This is a genomic window from Pseudomonas sp. MWU12-2319 (assembly GCF_023242525.1).
Taxonomy (GTDB): domain Bacteria; phylum Pseudomonadota; class Gammaproteobacteria; order Pseudomonadales; family Pseudomonadaceae; genus Aquipseudomonas; species Aquipseudomonas gingeri_D.
The window spans coordinates 98,832-116,848 of the sequence record NZ_JALJES010000019.1; the positions used below are offsets into that span (position 1 = coordinate 98,832).

The 18,017-nt window shown below is 57.6% G+C and carries 11 protein-coding genes; 7 read left to right on the plus strand and 4 right to left on the minus strand.

Annotated features, from left to right (window positions below):
* Positions 1 to 10 precede the first annotated feature (10 nt).
* Both M5C01_RS26610 and M5C01_RS26615 read left to right on the plus strand, forming a co-directional pair.
* Entirely contained in the window at positions 11 to 352 is a 342-nt protein-coding gene (locus tag M5C01_RS26610) for a helix-turn-helix transcriptional regulator (protein ID WP_152741480.1), read from the plus strand.
* Positions 349 to 720, plus strand: a complete 372-nt coding sequence (locus M5C01_RS26615; RefSeq protein WP_040065236.1) for a hypothetical protein — start codon at positions 349 to 351, stop codon at positions 718 to 720. Before M5C01_RS26610 ends, M5C01_RS26615 begins: the two co-directional genes overlap by 4 nt.
* 192 nt (positions 721 to 912) lie before the next feature.
* Here M5C01_RS26615 and M5C01_RS26620 read toward each other — a convergent pair whose 3' ends face one another.
* Positions 913 to 2,736: a bifunctional diguanylate cyclase/phosphodiesterase gene (locus M5C01_RS26620; RefSeq protein ID WP_152741478.1), complete on the minus strand. Its 1,824-nt coding sequence runs from the start codon at positions 2,734 to 2,736 to the stop codon at positions 913 to 915.
* A gap of 136 nt (positions 2,737 to 2,872) precedes the next feature.
* Positions 2,873 to 4,957, minus strand: a complete 2,085-nt coding sequence (locus M5C01_RS26625) for a carboxy terminal-processing peptidase (RefSeq protein ID WP_178129971.1) — start codon at positions 4,955 to 4,957, stop codon at positions 2,873 to 2,875.
* A gap of 183 nt (positions 4,958 to 5,140) precedes the next feature.
* Here M5C01_RS26625 and M5C01_RS26630 point away from each other — a divergent pair, with 183 nt between their 5' ends.
* On the plus strand, positions 5,141 to 6,103 hold the full coding sequence (locus tag M5C01_RS26630; protein ID WP_178129970.1) for a zinc-binding dehydrogenase: 963 nt from the start codon (positions 5,141 to 5,143) through the stop codon (positions 6,101 to 6,103).
* Positions 6,104 to 6,196: 93 nt separating this feature from the next.
* On the opposite strand, the gene M5C01_RS26635 is transcribed toward M5C01_RS26630, so the two are convergent.
* Positions 6,197 to 7,714, minus strand: a complete 1,518-nt coding sequence (locus tag M5C01_RS26635) for an Ig-like domain-containing protein (RefSeq protein ID WP_152741477.1) — start codon at positions 7,712 to 7,714, stop codon at positions 6,197 to 6,199.
* A 469-nt stretch (positions 7,715 to 8,183) separates the two neighbouring features.
* Here M5C01_RS26635 and M5C01_RS26640 point away from each other — a divergent pair, with 469 nt between their 5' ends.
* The 4 genes from M5C01_RS26640 to M5C01_RS26655 all read left to right on the plus strand — a co-directional run bounded on the left by M5C01_RS26640 (position 8,184) and on the right by M5C01_RS26655 (position 15,387).
* Entirely contained in the window at positions 8,184 to 10,166 is a 1,983-nt protein-coding gene (locus M5C01_RS26640; RefSeq protein ID WP_152741476.1) for a hypothetical protein, read from the plus strand.
* Positions 10,167 to 10,323: 157 nt separating this feature from the next.
* On the plus strand, positions 10,324 to 12,363 hold the full coding sequence (locus tag M5C01_RS26645; RefSeq protein WP_152741475.1) for a hypothetical protein: 2,040 nt from the start codon (positions 10,324 to 10,326) through the stop codon (positions 12,361 to 12,363).
* A 532-nt stretch (positions 12,364 to 12,895) separates the two neighbouring features.
* Positions 12,896 to 14,881: an autotransporter outer membrane beta-barrel domain-containing protein gene (locus M5C01_RS26650; RefSeq protein WP_248764415.1), complete on the plus strand. Its 1,986-nt coding sequence runs from the start codon at positions 12,896 to 12,898 to the stop codon at positions 14,879 to 14,881.
* Positions 14,882 to 15,126: 245 nt separating this feature from the next.
* Positions 15,127 to 15,387, plus strand: a complete 261-nt coding sequence (locus tag M5C01_RS26655) for a short-chain dehydrogenase (protein WP_152741473.1) — start codon at positions 15,127 to 15,129, stop codon at positions 15,385 to 15,387.
* Positions 15,388 to 15,526: 139 nt separating this feature from the next.
* On the opposite strand, the gene M5C01_RS26660 is transcribed toward M5C01_RS26655, so the two are convergent.
* On the minus strand, positions 15,527 to 18,017 hold a 2,491-nt coding region (locus M5C01_RS26660), incomplete at its 5' end, for a hypothetical protein (protein WP_248764416.1).

An 18,017-nucleotide genomic window follows, 5' to 3' on the forward strand; every position in this document is an offset into this window, starting at 1 on the left:
GGGTGTGGTGATGGATCTTCAAATAATTACACGTGACGGAAAACCGGAGTATGCGGTTCTACCCTGGGCCCAGTATCAAGCGTTACTCCAGGCTGCCGGTTTGAGCAGCCAGCAACCGCCTCAATCTCCCCCAGCAAGCCCGGCGCCGCCGGCTGATGCCTTGCCGGCCTTCGAGCAATTGCGCAGCCTGCGCGAAGCCAAGGGCCTGGCCGTGGAGACCCTGGCGCGTACGGTGGGCATCAGCCCCTCGTACCTGGGGCTGATCGAAAGCGGGGAGCGCGAGCCTGACGCCGCGATTCGTCGCAGCCTGGCCTGGGAATTGGGTGTGGCCGGCTGGAGGGACGCATCGTGAGCGTGCGCATCAGTCGTCAGCATTGGGATGGGCTGCTGGGTGAGCTCGACCAAGCGCGCCGCCAGCGCCATCTGTTGACCTACCGTGCCTTGCTGGAGCGCTTGCAGTTGCCCAGCCCGGCCATGCAAACCCTGACGGCGGCCCTGGAGCACCTGGCGGCCCTGGATGCCAAGGCCGAACAACCGCTGCGCAGTTCACTGGTGATCAGCCAGGGCGCGAGCCGTTTGCCACGTACCGGTTTCTTCGAGTGTGTCGAGCGGTTGGGGCGTTTTTCCGGCCCGTCCGACGGCGTGGCCGCGGCGTCCTGGCATGCTTCGGAAGTGGTGCGGGTGTTCGAGTACGACTATCCCGAGTCGGCCGAGGCTTAAGCCTAAGGATATTTGAAACGAACACGGACTCTTGTGGCGAGCGGGCTTGCCCGCGCTCGGCTGCGAAGCAGTCGTAAAACCAGAGTCTCGGTTATTTCTGATACACCGCGTTTGCAGGTTTTGGGGGCGCTTCGCACCCCAACGCGGGCAAGCCCGCTCGCCACAAGGGGGATCGCGCGAGTCTGAGGCGATTCAGGGCTTGGCCCAGGCCGGCGGGGCGTCGGCGCCCGAGGCGGGCAGGGCGCTGTCAGCCGTTGCAGCGCTGACGGTTTCGCTGTCGATCACATGAATGCTGTAACCCGGCACATTCTTCGCGTGATGCTTGGCCTGGGAGGCCAGCTCGGCCAACTGCGGGGCATCCAGCCGGCCACAGGATTCGGGCTTCAGGTGCACCACGCCGATGGACAGTGACAGCAGCGGGAACTCCTGGCGCTGGCCCTGGCGGTTCGAGGCGATGAAACAGCCGGCCTCCAGGTGCTCGGCGCGGTAGAAGCGCCGGCACTGGTTCTGGAAGTCCTCCAGCAACTGATTCAAACGTTTGCGCCAATCCTCCTCGCCCAGCACCAGCAGAAAATCATCGCCGCCGATATGCCCGACGAAATCCCGGCTCGGGTCGACGCGGTCGTTCAAGCATTGCGCCAGGCACAACAGCACCTCATCCCCACGCCCATAGCCGTAGATATCGTTGAACGGCTTGAAGCTGTCGATATCCACATAGCAGATCACCGATTCCCGCGCCTGTTGCAGCAATCGGGTCAGGCATTGCTGGATCGGCACATTGCCCGGTAACAGGGTCAGCGGATTGGCATGGCGGGCTTGCTGGATCTTCAGTTCGGTAATCAGTTTCAGCACATCGATCACCCGCCCCAGGCCCAGGTACTGGCCCTGCTGGGTAATGATGAAATCTTCCTCGATACGCTGCCGCGCACGGCTGGTGAGCAAGCGGCTGACCTGCTGCAACGACTGGCTCAACTCCACCGCCAGAAAGTCGTTGCTCATCAGCCGGCTGATGGGCTTGCGGGCGAACAGCTCGGTGGCGAAGGGCTTGAGCAAGGCCTCCGAAAGTGAATGCCGATGGACGATACCGCACGGGTGATTATGTTCGTCCAGCACGGCCACGGAGTTGAGATTGGCCTGGCGCCGGAAGGCTTCCAGCACGTCCGCCGTGGGCGTGCTCAGGGCCACCGCCGGTTGTACGCTGAGCAGGGTGCCGAGATCACCGGCCTCTTCGTTGAGGGCCATCGAGGTGGCCTCCAGCTTGGGCAACAGCGTGCGCGCTTCCTGCGGCGGCTGTTCCTGGGGCCGGCAGAGCAGATAGCCCTGGACCAGGTCGACGCCCATCTCGGTGAGCACCGCCAGTTCCTCCGGCAGCTCGATGCCTTCGGCGATCACCAGGGCCCGCGAGGCCTTGGCGATTTGCAGGATGGAGCCGACGAACTCACGCTTGAGCCCGTCCTGGTGGATACCGTCGATAAAGTGCCGGTCGATCTTCACATAGTCCGGGCGCAGCTCCGACCATAGGCGCAGGCTCGAATAACCGGCCCCCAGGTCGTCCAGGGCGATGGAGAAGCCCATGGCGCGATAGTGATGCAAGGCGTTTTGCAGCAGTTGGAAATCGTCGGTCGGGGTCTGCTCGGTGAGCTCGATCACCACGTTGCTCGGGTCGATGCCGAAGTCCTGCAACAACTTCAGCGTGCGCCCTGGCTGGTGGGTCGGTTCCAGCAGCGATTCCGGCGAGACATTGAGAAAGAGTTTGCCCGGCAGCTTCTGCTCACTGAAGCGTCGGCAGGCGCTGAGGCGGCAGAGCATTTCCAGCTCGCTGAGGCGACCGGCCTGGCGGGCCACGGCGAACAGGTTGATAGGCGAGTGCAGCGGACTGTTGGAGGGGCCGCGACTGAGGGCCTCATAGCCGATGATCCGTCGTTCGGACAGCGAGATGATCGGTTGGAACAAGCTGTGCAGACCATTCTGAGCCAGGATTGAACTCAGGGCGTTCAGCTGTTCGGTCATGGTCATGGTTGTCTCGGTCGATAAAAAAAGGACCGGGCCCGACTCTTTTTACAAGAGCCATGCCCAGTCCTTTATTTCACGACAGAATGATGACTGTTTGATGACGCTCAGAAGCAGCGGAACATTAAATTGCCATCATCTTTCAATGTTTCGCCACCGCCGTGTTCAAACGCAGGTAGTCCAGCAGAATACGCCCGGTTTCACTCAGGTAGGCGTCGTCTTCGGGCTTGGTTTTCTTGTCCGGATCCGGCGGCAAGGCGTCTTCGTCTTCTTTCTTCAGTTCCTTGAGCGGTTCTTCGCCCTTGGCTTTGCGACGGGCGTTCTCCATGGCCAGCTGCTTGGCGTCGATATCGGTGCGCTGGGCACGACGTTCGGCCTCGTTCAGGCTCACGGTTTTTTCCTTCATCAGCTTCTCGGCCAGGGCCAGCTTGTCGCGAATGAAGATGAACTCCGCATCCTTCGACGCGCGCGCCTCGTGGTCAGCCTTGAGCTGGGCCAGGAACGGCTTGAACGGATCCACCGCCGGCTTGATCGAAGGCCGGATGGTGTCCCACGGCATGGCTTCCGGCAGCGCGCTTTCGCCGATTTCCTTGGTGTCGATGATCGACGGGAAATCCACGTCCGGCAGCACGCCCTGGTGCTGGGTGCTCTGCCCGGAAACCCGGTAGAACTTCGCCAGCGTCAGTTTCAGCTCGCCATGGTTGAGCGGCTGGATGGTCTGCACGGTGCCTTTGCCGAAGGTCTGGCCACCGATGATCAGAGCACGGTGGTAGTCCTGCATGGCGCCGGCGAAAATCTCCGAAGCCGAGGCGGACAGGCGGTTGACCAGCAACGCCATCGGACCTTTATAGAAGGCACCCGGGCTTTCGTCTTCGAGCACGTCGACCTTGCCTTCGGCATTACGCACCAGCACGGTCGGGCCCTTGTCGATAAACAGGCTGGTCAGCTCGGTGGCTTCCTGCAGGGAACCGCCGCCGTTGTTGCGCAGGTCGATGACCACGCCGTCGACGCCTTCCTTCTGCAACTCGCCGAGCAGTTTTTTCACGTCACGCGTAGTGCTCTTGTAGTCCGGATCGCCGGCGCGGAACGCCTTGAAGTCCAGGTAGAAGGCCGGGATATCGATCACCCCGAGCTTGTAGTCCTTGCCGTCCTGCTTGAGGTGCAGGATCGACTTGCTCGCGGCCTGGTCTTCCAGTTTCACCGATTCGCGGGTGATGGAAACGATCTTGCTGGTCTGGTCGTTCGGCGCATTGCTGGCCGGAATCACTTCCAGGCGTACCACCGAACCTTTCGGCCCGCGGATCAGCTTGACCACTTCGTCCAGGCGCCAGCCGATCACGTCGACCATCTCCTTGTCGCCCTGGGCGACACCGACGATCTTGTCGGCCGGAGCGACCTGCTTGGTCTTGTCCGCCGGGCCCGACGGCACCAGGCGCACGACCTTGACCAGGTCATTGTCGCTCTGCAGCACGGCGCCGATGCCTTCCAGGGACAGGCTCATATTGATGTCAAAGTTTTCCGCGCTATCGGGAGACAGATAGTTGGTGTGCGGGTCGTAGGACATCGCAAAGGTATTGATATAAGCCTGGAAGATATCTTCGGCGCGGGTCTGGTCCAGACGCGCCAGCTGATTCTTGTAGCGCTTGACCAGCAGGTCCTGGATCGCCTTGGGATCCTTGCCGGCGATCTTCAGGCGCAGCACTTCGTCCTTGACGCGTTTGCGCCAGAGGTCATCGAGCTCGGCGCTGGTCTTCAGCCACGGAGCATCCTTGCGATCGATCAGCAAGGTTTCCTGGGTGGTGAAGTCCATCTTGTCCACGCCTTTGTTCAACTCGGCGATGGTGAAGTCCAGACGCGACTTGACCCGGTCCAGGTAGCGCTTGTAGATGGTGAACCCGGCATTCAGGTCGCCGCTCTTGAGGAAGGCGTCGAACTGGGTTTTCCACTTGTCGAATTCGGCAATGTCGCTGGCCAGGAAATAACTGCGCGAGGGATCGAGCAGCTTGATATAGCTGTCATAGATGATCACCGAGCGCGCGGCGTCCAGCGGCGGCTTGCTGTAATGATTACGCTTGAGCAACTCGACGACGTTCAGGCTGGCAATCACCTCGTCCTTGTCGGGCTGAAGATTGTCCCAGCTATTGGCTGCGAACGAATTGGCCGAGAACGTGGAAATGCCAAGGCCAATGAAAAGAGCGAGTGCGGTGCTGGGGAACAGATGCTTCATGCTGATTCGACGCGGGGGCAATTGATAACGCATATTAGGCCGTCTTTAAAGTCGCCGGTTCCGTGGGACTGCGCACCAAAACCGCCCATTGCGCGTTTTGGTACGACCCTCGGGCCGGTCGCATAATGCAAAAAGCCCGGCGCTACAGCTACGGGCTCAGTCCAGACTCACTATGGAGGCACTGTGAAAGCATTGCAAGGCGTTGAAGGTCAGGTGGAGTGGGTTGAAGAGCCGAGTCCGACCTGCGATGTGGGACAGGTTCGGATTCGGGTGGCGGCCGCGGGCCTCAATCGTGCCGATTTGTTACAAAAAGCCGGGCTCTATCCGCCGCCGCCGGGGGCCAGCCAGGTGCTGGGCCTGGAGTGTTCCGGGGTGATCAGCGAAGTCGGGCCCGGGGCGTCCTGGCAGGTCGGCGACCGGGTCTGCGCGCTGCTGGCCGGCGGCGGCATGGCCGAGGAAGTGGTGGTCGACGGGCGTCATGTGTTGCCGGTGCCGGAAGGCCTGAGCCTGCTGGAGGCGGCCGCGCTGCCTGAGGTCTATGCCACGGCCTGGCTGAATCTGTTCCAGTTGGCGGCCCTCAAACCGGGTGAGAAAGTGCTGCTGCACGCCGGCGCCAGTGGCGTCGGTTCGGCGGCGATCCAGCTGTGCAAGGCCTTCGGCAACCCGTGCTGGGTGAGTGTCGGTTCGGCGGATCGGCTGGCCTATTGCGAGGCGCTGGGGGCCCAGGGTGGGGTGGTGCGGGGTGACGATATCGAAGGCTTGAGCGACTTCGGTCCCTTCGATGTGATCCTCGATCCGGTGGGGGCGAACTACGCCGCGCTGAACGTGAAACTTTTGTCAGGTGACGGACGGTGGGTGCTGATCGGCCTGATGGGCGGGCGCGAAACCCAGTTGGACCTGGCGAAGATCCTCGCCAAGCGCATCCAGTTGCTCGGTTCGACCTTGCGCAGCCGCGACGATCAGTTCAAGGCCGATCTGCTGCGCGACCTCGGTGAGCATGTCTGGCCGTTGTTTGCCGAGAAGCGCTTGAGCCCGCAGTTGGCCAAGGCCTTCCCGATCAAGGATGCCGAGGCGGCGTTTGAAGCGCTGGCGAGCAATCAGGTGGCGGGGAAGTTGGTGGTGGTGATCGATGAGCATCTGTCCTGAGCCCTGATACGCCTTTCAGCGTGGTCCCACACCGTGAGCGCAGTGTTGCGCTCACGGTTGCCGTCGGCACGCTTGGGTCGAGCACCGTCACATTCAGTATCTGATCATGTACAGGGCACCCAGGCCGGGTTGTGCGTTATTGCCACAACCGTAGTTACCACTCTGATACGAGTAATACAGGGACAGACCGGCCGGGCAACCTTCAGTGGTCAGAAGCCAGTAGTTCTGCGCGCCGATGGTGCCGGGAGGCAGGGGGAGCCCGAATGAGTGGGCCAGATCCGTTGCCCCTGCCAGGCCGGGTGAGTGGCCCCCCTGACTGGCGACCCAGGCGTTGGCGGCGTGCACGTCTGCAAAGGGGTAGGGTTGTATGCCCAACAGAAAGACATTGCCCACCTGCACCGGGTATGACACCGATTGGTTGCTGGCATCATAGACGGTGATGGTGGCGCTGCCGGTCCGTTCGCCGACGACCTTGCCCGCCGCATTCACCGAGACCACGGCCGGTGCGCTCGACACATACCGGTAGGGGGGGTGACCGCCAGTGGGCAGCCGGGTGGCGGCATTGCCGACTGAGTCGCGAAGGCGGGGCCAACTGGCTTTGATCGACAGGCCATCCAGCACCATGACCGACGGCGCGATCACCAGTTCGTCCTGATCGACCTGGTCCTGGGCGCGAAACTCGAAGGTCGCGTCGTTCGCCGCCACGGCGGGCAGGGTCATGCGGATGATGGGGATATTGATGCCCGTTACCCGGTAGAAGTCCCGTTGATCATGCTGGGCTCCCGCCAGCCCGTCATTGACATAAAAGAACGCTTCGATGGGCAGTTGGGTGGGGATGTTCTGCGCCCAGGTGGCGATGCGCAGTTCGTTTTGCGTGGCGAATGACTCGCTCGGAATGAGTTTCATGGCCGCAATGCTTGCATTGAAGGCCGAGGTGGCCTGTTCGTTCAGCGCATCACGAACATCGAACGCACATTGATGCTGCTGCCGTTGGGGGTTGCCCGTGACGCGATCGTAATGCGTCAGCCACTGCGCAGCGGTGGTAATGCCCTGGTTGCGACATAAGCCGCTGTCCGTGTAACGAATATGCGCGCCACATCCCTTGTCCGTTGGACGCTCGAAAGTGTGCCCATCAATGGCAAAGGAACAGAGGACTTCCGGGTGCACCTTGCCTGCGCTGGCGAGATAGGGGCTGAAGAAAAATCCGTTTTTATAGCTATAAGCCAGCCCTTTGTATTTGGCATCGGTGCGCAAATAGGAAAAGGACACACCGCCGCTCGTTACAGAGAGATTGCTCGGGTTCCAGGCGTGATAATCCGGCGAGGGATTGGTGCCGCGAAGGATGATACCCGTGCACAGAAAAGCGGGCCGGGAGGGGGCGCCGCAGTCTGAGCGTGTATCGCGATAACGTTGGGTGATCCGTGTTGCCGTTTCCTGTCCGGCCAGGATGAATTGGGAATGCGCTGATGAGGGTGATCTTTCTGTCAGCGGCCGCCCGGCCTGCTGGGCGGTACAGCCCCAGATGATCAACACCATCGAGGCCAGCAAGAGCCGCTTCAGGTTCAGTGGATGGCTACTGAAGAGAAAGTGGCTGGGACGTCGCCGGTTCATGGAAGACACCTCTGGGTTTGAGAGGGGCAGCCAATACGGCGATAGAGGCGGACATGACGTTATTAAAAAAGCCTGGCGTGAGATGTGTCTACTGTCAGAACTGACAGTTCGAGGGGGAAACGGAGGCCGTTTGTCCGAAGGGCAGATCGCTACAACGCTCGGCTCAAGGTCGATCTGCTGTATGACCTGGGGGGCATGTCTGGCCGTTGTTTGCGGAGAAGTGCTTGAGCCCGCAGTTGGCCAAGACCTTCCCGATAAAGGATGCCGAGGTAGCGTTTGTGTCGTGCTAGCCCCCCGAAAGCTCGGATAAACCGACGGACGGCGTGCATACCTGTTAGAAATGACAGTATCCAGGCTCTTTTGAAAGGTGTTGAATTAACCCACGGTTCAACACCGTGACACACACCTCAGGCATTCTAGCTTGCCTCTTCTGTGTTGCTTATCGACTTCACTATCAAGGTGACCGTGGATGGCTATTTCAAAAGAAAATCCTGTTTATGCGGGAGATGCTAATGTTCCTGGTGATATTCAGGCTGATCTGGCTAAACCGATAGTCGAGTCCATTATCAAGAACTATGATGGCACGCCACGAGCAGACGGCTTAGTCCCTAGAAGTGTGTTGGAAGGGGACCTCGAATTTATTGTTCCGGCTTGGGATTTTTCTCAACAATATACCGAAACTATCAGGGTGGGGTGGCGTCCGGAGGGGGCTCCTTTTCACGCGGTGGGTGCACCCTATGATTTTGTTCCACCCATTGCCCCAGGCGATAAAACGCTGGTTGTCCCTATGGCTGAACTTAGACATGGAAATTACGAGCTTTCTTATGAGAAGACGATCAGAGGGATCAATCCTCTGGAGTCGTTGAAGACCAAGGTGCGAATTGATAGAGAAAGCCCGAATGATGGCCAACAGCCGTTATCGATGATTTTTCCGGATGAATTGAATGGGGTAGTTAGCGAGCAGTATTTAATCGATAATGGTGAGGTGCGTGTCCGGGTACCACGTTATGTGGGCGCGGAGGGGCGGGATCGGGCTATTTATTATTGGACGAATACAGAATCCCCCCTTGAGAGCGAGCCGCCTGTTAATGAACAGGAGTTCAGTCAGTATGATGTCGATAATAACCTGATGTATGTCCGCTACGATGAAGCTGATATTCGCTCTTGGGGGACGGGCACACGTTATGCCTACTATCGTCTGAGGGACCTGGCGGGAAATCTGAATGCGGTAAGGTCCAGTCTTTCGTCCATACGTGTCGACCTTACGCCGCTGCCTGGCGGCCTGCTTCCCCCTCGAATCCCCCTGTCGAGCAGAGGTCTGATCGATCGTGAGCATGCTCGAGAAGGCGCTTCTGGACAAGGGGGGGTTACGGTTGAAATCGATGCCTATGACGATCCCGAGGATACGCAGTTCATTCTGGTCGATTGGGACGGCACCAAACTGAGCCCACATCCGGTAGACATCAGCCAATGGCCGCAGCAGATCTATGTGCCTTGGTCGACATTGACGGCCAAGGGCCTGGGGCCACTGACGGTCCAGGTGGATTACATCGTGCAAGCGGGTGGTGCTTTTACGCCACCCTCGGGGCCCGCCACTGCCCCCGTCGATTTTACGATTGCCGGTCAGGATCACGCCAACGCGCCGGCGCTGCTCAATACCACCTTGGTCAAATTGGAAGTGTGGGGCCTGCATTCAAATATTTTGAATACGTTGACCGCACTGGACGAAAATGAAGACGCCACGGTGAAGATAGCGCTTTTCGATGACCCCAAACCTGGAGAAACGATATATGTGTTCTGGGGTGCGGTCAGCGGAGCCGTGGCCGATTACACCGTCAAGGTGGGCGACACGGCGGGCCAAGTGATTCCGTTCACTATTCCTTGGGATGTGATTGCCCAAGATAAAAACAATCGTGCGTTACCGGTGTATTACCTCACGGATAATGGCGTCAATCAACAACAAGCGCGGGTGACGGACGTTGATGTTTCTATTGTGTTACTTGCCGGGCTCATGGAGCCGGAGTTTCCTGATGCTAATCTAAATGGTTATTTGAATTGTTGCTCAGTGCCCAGGTTGTGGCAGGGGATAACGGTACATGTTCCCGGTACGGCTGATGGGAATCCTCACCTTGCTGGCGGTGATGTGATCGAACTGACATGGCAGGGGAGTCGTGGGTTGAATGGAACGGACCCAATACCGGGGGTGACCGATGTTTTTTCAAGAACACTGTCAGATAACGAGGCAAGGGATGGTTTTGACGTGGTGGTGTTACCCTACGACAGGCTGATTGAACCCATGGTGCATAATGATTCAGGCGTGGCGCAGTACCGTTTGTTGAAAGCCAATGGGGGGGTTGGGCGCTCAAGATCTCCCTTTGTAAAAATCACTAGGCAGATGCCCGGTGACGTTATATGTGGCCCCGATAATGATCTCTGTCCACCTGAAGGATAAGGTGTTGTTGGTCGCTTGAGTTGAGAGCAGTAGATGTGCTTTTTCTAATAGAGAGAAGCGCCGATCCCTGCGTGCTGTTGTCAGTCATATCTGTTTGCACGTGCACGGGAAGTGTCTAGGGCGATAAGGCTCTATCCCATGTAACGGAGAATATGAAATGTCAACGAAGAAAAAATCACAACCCTCTACCCAGTCGTTAGCTCCTGCTGAAAAAGCACGACTGGAGGCTCGGCTGGCCGTGTTGGACAGTCCCAAGGCCGATCCTATTGCACCCGTGATGAACGCGCTCAACCCTTTATTAGGGGATGAGCCGGATGATGATCCTAATCAGTTGCATTCCAGATATCGGGGGCAACTATTGAAGGTGGATATAAACAGTATTGAGCCTATCGATGATGATGGTATCAACGGGTTCGTTCAATTGTACTGGAACGGGCAGAGTATCTTGGGGTCAAGGTATAATTTTACATCACCTGTCACTACCATACCGTTCCCAATTACGTTGGATCTTCCCGGGAACTATACCTTGTCACCTGGTACTTACCCATTGACTTATCGACTTCATTGGGGGCCCAACGGGGTAGGATCTGTTCCACTGATGGTCAATATCGATACGCTCCCTCCGAACGGCGGATCAAGTGGCCCCGAGGTGATATTACCTCCTCAAGTGGAGAGCGAAGGTATTACCAAGGAGTATCTGGACGCTCACCCGGAGGGGGTGCTAGTTACAATTCCTAGTACCTACGGTGATGCCAAACTCGGTGATCAAATCGAGGTGCATTACGGGACCTCCATTCCGGATTCAATTGTAGTGGGGATTTTTACCCGGACGGATATGGCGGACCCGATAGAGGTATTTTTGACAAGGGCCCTTATTGGCACGGCCGAAGGCCCACATTACATTTTTTACTATTTGTCTGATCGTAAAGGTAATAAGGGGCCGGAGTCGGATTTCAAGAGGGTGGGGGTCACGCTCACTACCCGGCCGACGAATCTTAAAGTCACGGTTGTACCTGAGGCGGCAGATGGTCTGATTGACTACGAGGATGCGATTAGCAGTGGCGGTGTACTGGTTCGGCTCGATGCTTACGATAGTCCTCAATTCGGACAAGATAAATTTGTTGTCTCTTGGGATAATATTACTCAGCCAGAAGTTGATATTGTAGGGTTCCCCACCTTTGCTACCGTCCCTTTTGTCGATGTGAAAAACGGTAATGATGGTCCTGATACGGTTGATGTCGATTATGTCATCAGGCGGGGAGGGAATACCTACAGTAACCCCCCTGTAACACTCATCGAGGTTGACAAGGACTTGCGCAAGCCCGGGCCGCCTAATCCGGAGGATCCACCTGGCGAGCAGAATCCAGCCTTGGCCCAGGTGGTCGTTCAAGGCCGAGCAACGACGGTTCCCGACAAGTTGACAGCTGCGGATGTGGGCCCTGATCCTGCGTACGATTTTGTTGATGCTGAGGTGGCGATTTACCCAGAACGTAAAGCGGGTGATCATTTCCAACTGTACTGGAGAGACGTGGCGGTGCCTCCACCAGGCGGCGTTTACGATCTTCTGGGTACCGAGGACCCACTGACCTTCAAAGTTCCCTTTGAAGTCCCAAGGGCGATTGTTTTGGCGGGTTTGAATGACAGCAAATTCCCGGTCAATTATTCTATTTCTCATCCGTCTGTCAACGGTAACGTAGACTACGCCGTGCCTAAAGAAGTCGACGTATTAGTCGTACCTATTACTGTTCCGGATCCTGCCTTCCAGAATCTCTATGAGTTCGATCCAAGCGACCGGGATACCTGGATAGTTGCTTGTTGCTCTCGCCGAAATGACACCATCCTGGGTGAGGTCATTGAAGTGCTGGTTCCCGGAGAGCCCACCGCAAGTCTTGCCGATAAGACCCTTGATTTTACCTTTCAAGGGTGGAGTGATGCGGCGGGCTCACTGCCGATTACCGGAACTCGTTATACCAATACGTTTACGCCGACGACCGAGCAGGCCACCAATGGATTTATTTTCAAGGTTCCCTATGAGCCCTACTTACGGTTGATTGCGGATAAATACTGCAGTATCAAATATGAAACAGTAATCAATGGTCATCCGGCACCCTCCAACGAGGACTTTAAGGAGGTTTTCATGATCATCAATGGTACTGAAACGTGCAGGACATTCGATGGTGTGCCTTGCATAAGCTGATCTTGATAGAGGCATGACTATCCGGTGGAAGGGGGGCTGTTCACCTCTTCCGCCGTTTTATTTTGGGTGCAATGTTGATGCTTACACGGAGCGCTTAATCTGGCTTCAGGATAGTCAGATATACCTTTCATTTTTGTGAGATTTTTCCTACATAGTTTGATGAGGAGTATGGGTAGAGTTTGGCGCTTTCAACACCTACGTCCAGCTATTTCCGTGGTTGGAAGGAGATAAACAGTACATGAACACTCTCACCCGGCTTTTTTTTCCAATATCGGCACGACGATCCCTGCGCTGGGCTGTATTGTCTCCGGCCTTTCTCGTGATCAGCCCGTCGGTCTTTGCCGCTGTTTTCAATGATGGCGGTACACATACCATTGATGCCAGCGCGCCCCCGACCGAGGGTTATTCGGTAAGTGCGGGTACGACACTGAATGTCAATGGTGCAACCAGCCAAGGGATCAATATTGATGGCGGTTCCACATTGAATATGAACGGTGGAACAGTCAATGGAGTGGGGAGCAACGGTGTTGATGTGACCAACAGTACCGGCACCCTCACCGGAGCGACTATTACCGCTGATTTCGTCGGTCTGTCCGCTGTTCGCCAACCGGGCTCAACCAGCGGTTCCCAGGTGAGTGTCACCGGGGGCTCGATCTCTGGAGGGGAGGCGGGTGCCCAAGTGAGTGGTTTCAGCACCTTGGAACTGAATAACGTCTCTGTCACTGGCACAGGGGCGGGCAGTAGCGGTGTGCTTATTTATCAGGGCGGCTTGGTGGCCAACCAGAGTGTCATCACGGGTGCTGCCAATGGCATACAGATGATCGCCGATCCAGAGCGCGTCGGTGATGGCAGCCTGGTGCTCAATAACACCAGTGTCCACGGCCAGAGCGGTGCGGCGGTACTGGTGGGGGAAGGTGTTGACGTGAGCATCGATGTCCTGAACGGTTCGACGCTTATCGGTGGCAACGGCAATATCCTCGAAGTCCAGGGTGCCTCCACCGCCAATGTCAATGTCGCCAACAGCGCCCTGACCGGCAATGTCGACGTCACCGGCAACAGCACCGCCAACCTCAACTTCAGCGGCGCCCAGATGACCGGCGACTTCAACGTTGAAGCCGGCAGCACCGGCAACCTGGCCCTGGCCAACGGTTCGCTGTTCAAAGGCAGCCTGACCAATGTCGATGGCGTGACCATCAACAGTGGTTCCCAATGGGAAATGACCGCCAGCAACACCATCGGCACCTTGGCGATGGACAGCGGCACGGTCACCATGGGCCAGGGCAGCAATTTCTACCAGTTGGATGTGGGCAGCCTGTCCGGCAATGGCACCTTCGCCATGAACGTGGATTTCGCCACCAACCAGCATGACGTGCTGAATGTCACCGGTGCTTCCAGCGGCGACTTCAAACTGCTGGTGGCCGGTTCCGGTGTCGATCCGGTATCGCCAGAGGCGCTGACCCTGGTGCACACGGCTTCCGGTAATGCGAATTTCGCGTTGGCGGGCACTGGCCTGGTGGATGTCGGTACCTACTCCTATGGCCTGGGCTCGAGCAGCAACGGCAGCGGTGGCACCGACTGGTTCCTCGACCCGAACAAGAAGACCGTCAGCCCGAGTACCCAATCGGTACTGGCCTTGTTCAACACCGCGCCGACCGTGTGGTACGGCGAACTGTATTCGTTGCGTACCCGCATGGGTGAACTGCGCTTCAACGACGGCCAGTCCGGCTCCTGGGCGCGGGCTTATGGCAACAAGTACAACGTGTCGGAAAGCTCCGGCGTGGGCTATTCGCAGAACCAGCAGGGCTTCAGCCTGGGGGCCGATGCGCCGCTGCCGATGGGCGACGGTCATTGGTTGATCGGTGCGATGGCCGGGCATAGCAACTCGGACCTCAGCCTCAAGGGCGGCACCACCGGTAATGTGAAGAGCTACTACGTGGGGGGGTACACCACCTGGCTTGAGCCGGAAACCGGTTACTACTTCGACGGTGTGGTCAAACTCAACCGTTTCGAGAACGAATCGAAAGTCGCCATGAGCGATGGCACCCAGTCCAAGGGTAACTACGGCACTACCGGTATCGGTGGTTCCGCCGAGTTTGGTCGCCATATCAAGCTGGATAACGATTTCTTCGTCGAGCCGTTCGGGCAACTGTCGGCGGTGACGATCCAGGGCAAGAACTACAACCTGGACAACGGCCTGCAGGCCGAGGGCGACCAGACCCGTTCGTTCCTGGGTAAGGTCGGCGCCACGGTTGGGCGTAACCTGACCCTGGACAGCGGCACCGTGGTGCAGCCGTACCTGCGGGCGGCGGCGGTTCATGAGTTCGCCAAGAACAATGAGGTCAAGGTCAATAACACCGTGTTCAACAACGACCTGTCCGGCTCGCGCTCCGAGTTCGGCGCCGGTGTGGCGGTGAAGCTGTCCAAGGACCTGCAAGTGCATGCCGACTTCGACTATGCCAATGGCAAGTCCATCGAGCAGCCGTTTGGCGCGAATGTGGGGTTGCGCTATAGCTGGTAAGCAAGGCGGATAACCCAGACGATTTTATAAACGCCCGGTGCATTGCGCCGGGCTTTTTTTTTGCATCGGGCCCTGTCTTGAATAAGGTTTGCGCTTGCTTCGAGCCGGAAGAATGATTGGTAACAATTGCCTGCATTGCCTCCTCGGAAGCCAGCGGTTTATAGTCCTTTGATCGCCTTCATGGTGATACGGGTTTGGCGACTCGTTAACAAAGATGAGCCTCCTTTAATAACGAGGTCTTACCCATGTCTAAATACATACCCCTCACCGCCATCGACTGCCTGATCCCCAGCCTGTTGATCGACGCCGAAAGCCCCACCGATGTTCTCCACGCCAACGCCGCCGCGCGCTTTCTGGCGGCAACGCAAATGCTCGAAGCCCTGTCCCATATCGAATTGCACAACGCCAATGACATCGACTTCCAACACATTATCCAGGTCCCCGCGATGGTCATGCGCGATGGCTGCGACCTGATGGATGTGTTGGGGTGGCGGTTGCGGGTCTGATTGCTTAAAACGTGCAGTGAAGCAAAACTGCAGGCCACTGCATTCAATTTGACGAGAATAATGAAAGGGGAGCCTGGCTCCCCTTTGTGATCTGAATAAAACTAGCTATCTTTGATGCATTTCAGTTGAGGGGGGCGCATCAATACGGGACAAAGGCCCAGGCGCCTTTGATGCTCGTATTGTTCGGGTCGGCCAGGTGAATAGTTTGCGTATCATAGTTAAAGAAACTATATCTACTGTCGGTGCCGACGTATTTACCGAGCCAGTAATTAATGGGTTTGAATGGGTAAGGAAATGGTCCTCGGTACACCCTGAACATACTAGCGATAAAGTTATCATACTGACCAATGTTAACGCCATTGACTGAATTGATCCAAGCCCTCGCTGCGGTCGCATCGTTGAATGGACCGTCGTTCACGACTAGAGTGTAGACGTTGCTGACAATGACCAGAAAAGACACTGTCGCCCCTTGCGAGTCCCTCACGCTAATAGTTGCTTGGCCATTGCGCATTCCCCGTACTTTGTTAGTGCCCTCGATTTGGGCCACCGATGGGTTGGAGGATGTATATTGGTACGGTGGTGTCCCTCCCGATGCCTGACGTACTTCTGTATTGCCGTTCGGATCCTCACCAGTGGTTGGCCAAGACACTCTGATGGAATAGCCGCGCAAGAGCATGTATGACCGGTCAATTGTCAGCGGATCCGTCACAGTTTTGACGGTATAGGTGCGCAGTGGAAAATCGACCGCGTTGGCCTGGGTCGAGCTGCGATCGAAGGTCACTTGCAGCACGACGTTCAGTGGCGAGTCGTCGCGCAATTTCTCCAGTTCGCTACGCAACAGCGTTGTGGACAACCCGGCCGTCACTTCCGAGTCCTGGACCGCGGAAGACGTGTAGAGGGTGATGGTATAGCGCGAGCCGTCGAGCGCCGTACCCTCGGCGCGTAGCCAGACGCGCTGACCGGCGGCGATCAGCGGCCATGGTGCCACGGTGACCCGCGCATCGCCGGCAAAGGTCTTCAGATCCAGTTCGCTGCCAATACCGGCTTGCGCGGCCTGGGGAATCAGCGGCATGGGCAGACTGATGTCGGGTATCGCCTGCACGTTCAGCGTCAATGCACGGGACGGCTCGGATTCGCTGCCTCCACTAGGGGTCACGGTGTAGGTGACCGTCACCGACCGGTCCAGGTTGTAGGCGGTGAGCGAAATCGGAAGGGGGATCTCTCGGCTGCCCGGCAGCGCTTGCAGCGGGCTGGTGTACGATCCACCGCCAGGTGCGCCGGCCCAGGTCACGCGGACCTGATCGCCGGGTCGGATGCCATAATCCGGAATCTCCACGGTCAGTTCATCCTTGGCCGCCACCGGATTGAGTTGTTGGCTGGGGGCATTGCCAGTGGCCTGCTTGACGCTGGGGGCGAGCAACTCCAGAGCCGAACCGATGGTCAGCTCACGTATCAGCGAGCGTTGAATCGGAGATCCGGTACGGATGATGTAATAGTCCGTGTCCACCGTGCCGTTCAAGTTGCCAATCACGTATTGAAACGGTACGACAAAGGGAATGGGGCTACCCGCCGAGCCTGGGTTCAGCGGCGGCGTCTCTTGATCCGGCGCACTGCTGAGCGAACCTCTCCAGCGCAGCCCGACGATGTCATTGGGCAGGGTGCCCGTATATGGCACAACCACATCGGCCCCGGTGATGGGGTTCACATCGTCCGGGTTCAAGACATCGTTGCTGTCGGCCCGGATGACGTTGGGTTTTGGCATGGAAGGCTGACCGCTGCCCACGGACAACACCAATTCCTGTGATTTACGTTGGCTATTGATCCAGTAGTAAACGGTGAGCGAACCGCCATCGAGTCGCTTGATTTCATTCTTGTCCACATCGCGCAGGATCGGAGCGCCACTCGGTTCATTACTTACATAGGCGTTAATGTCGAAACCAGTGGGGTTGTTGCTGGCGTCGAGTCCTTCAAACACAATGTAGAGATGGTCTCCGGGCTGGCGCCCCGGGTAATAGGGCACTGAAATGGTGTAGAAATTCAGGTCCGGGTCCAACACACTGCCACTTGCTTCCACAAAACTCGGGCGTTCGGGCAAAGCAATATCACCCACCACCGTGACGTTGGCGTTTTTCGACGGGCGATCCTCCACGCCGCTCCTGATCCGTACGTAAGACACCGACGCTCGCCCCTTGGCAATCGCCTCCACGTATTCGTAGGGGATGGTGAAGTCGTATTGGAAAGGGGTGAATTGGACCGTTTGCTCAAGAGGCCCGACGATCACCGACGAATCCCCTTGTGCCGGGGTGCCGACCCAGGTCAGTTGCAGGATATCGTCTACCGCGTGATCCGTTTGATTGGTGTACACCCGGCAAATCACATCGGCTCCCGCCAGTTGCTCAAGATCGATCACATTCTGGGGAGCAGGAAAACCATTGACCAGCACCTGCGGCGCATCGAGGCGGTTGCCGCCCACGTCGACCCGCACGGTGGTAATCACGGACCAGGGTTCACGCTCATCGGGATAGTTTTTGCAGACATCCACCACCTGATAAGCGATGTCGATCTGGCCGTCTAGAGCGTTCTCGATGACCGTTCTGTCGATATGGATCGGGATGTCCGTGTCCACCTCC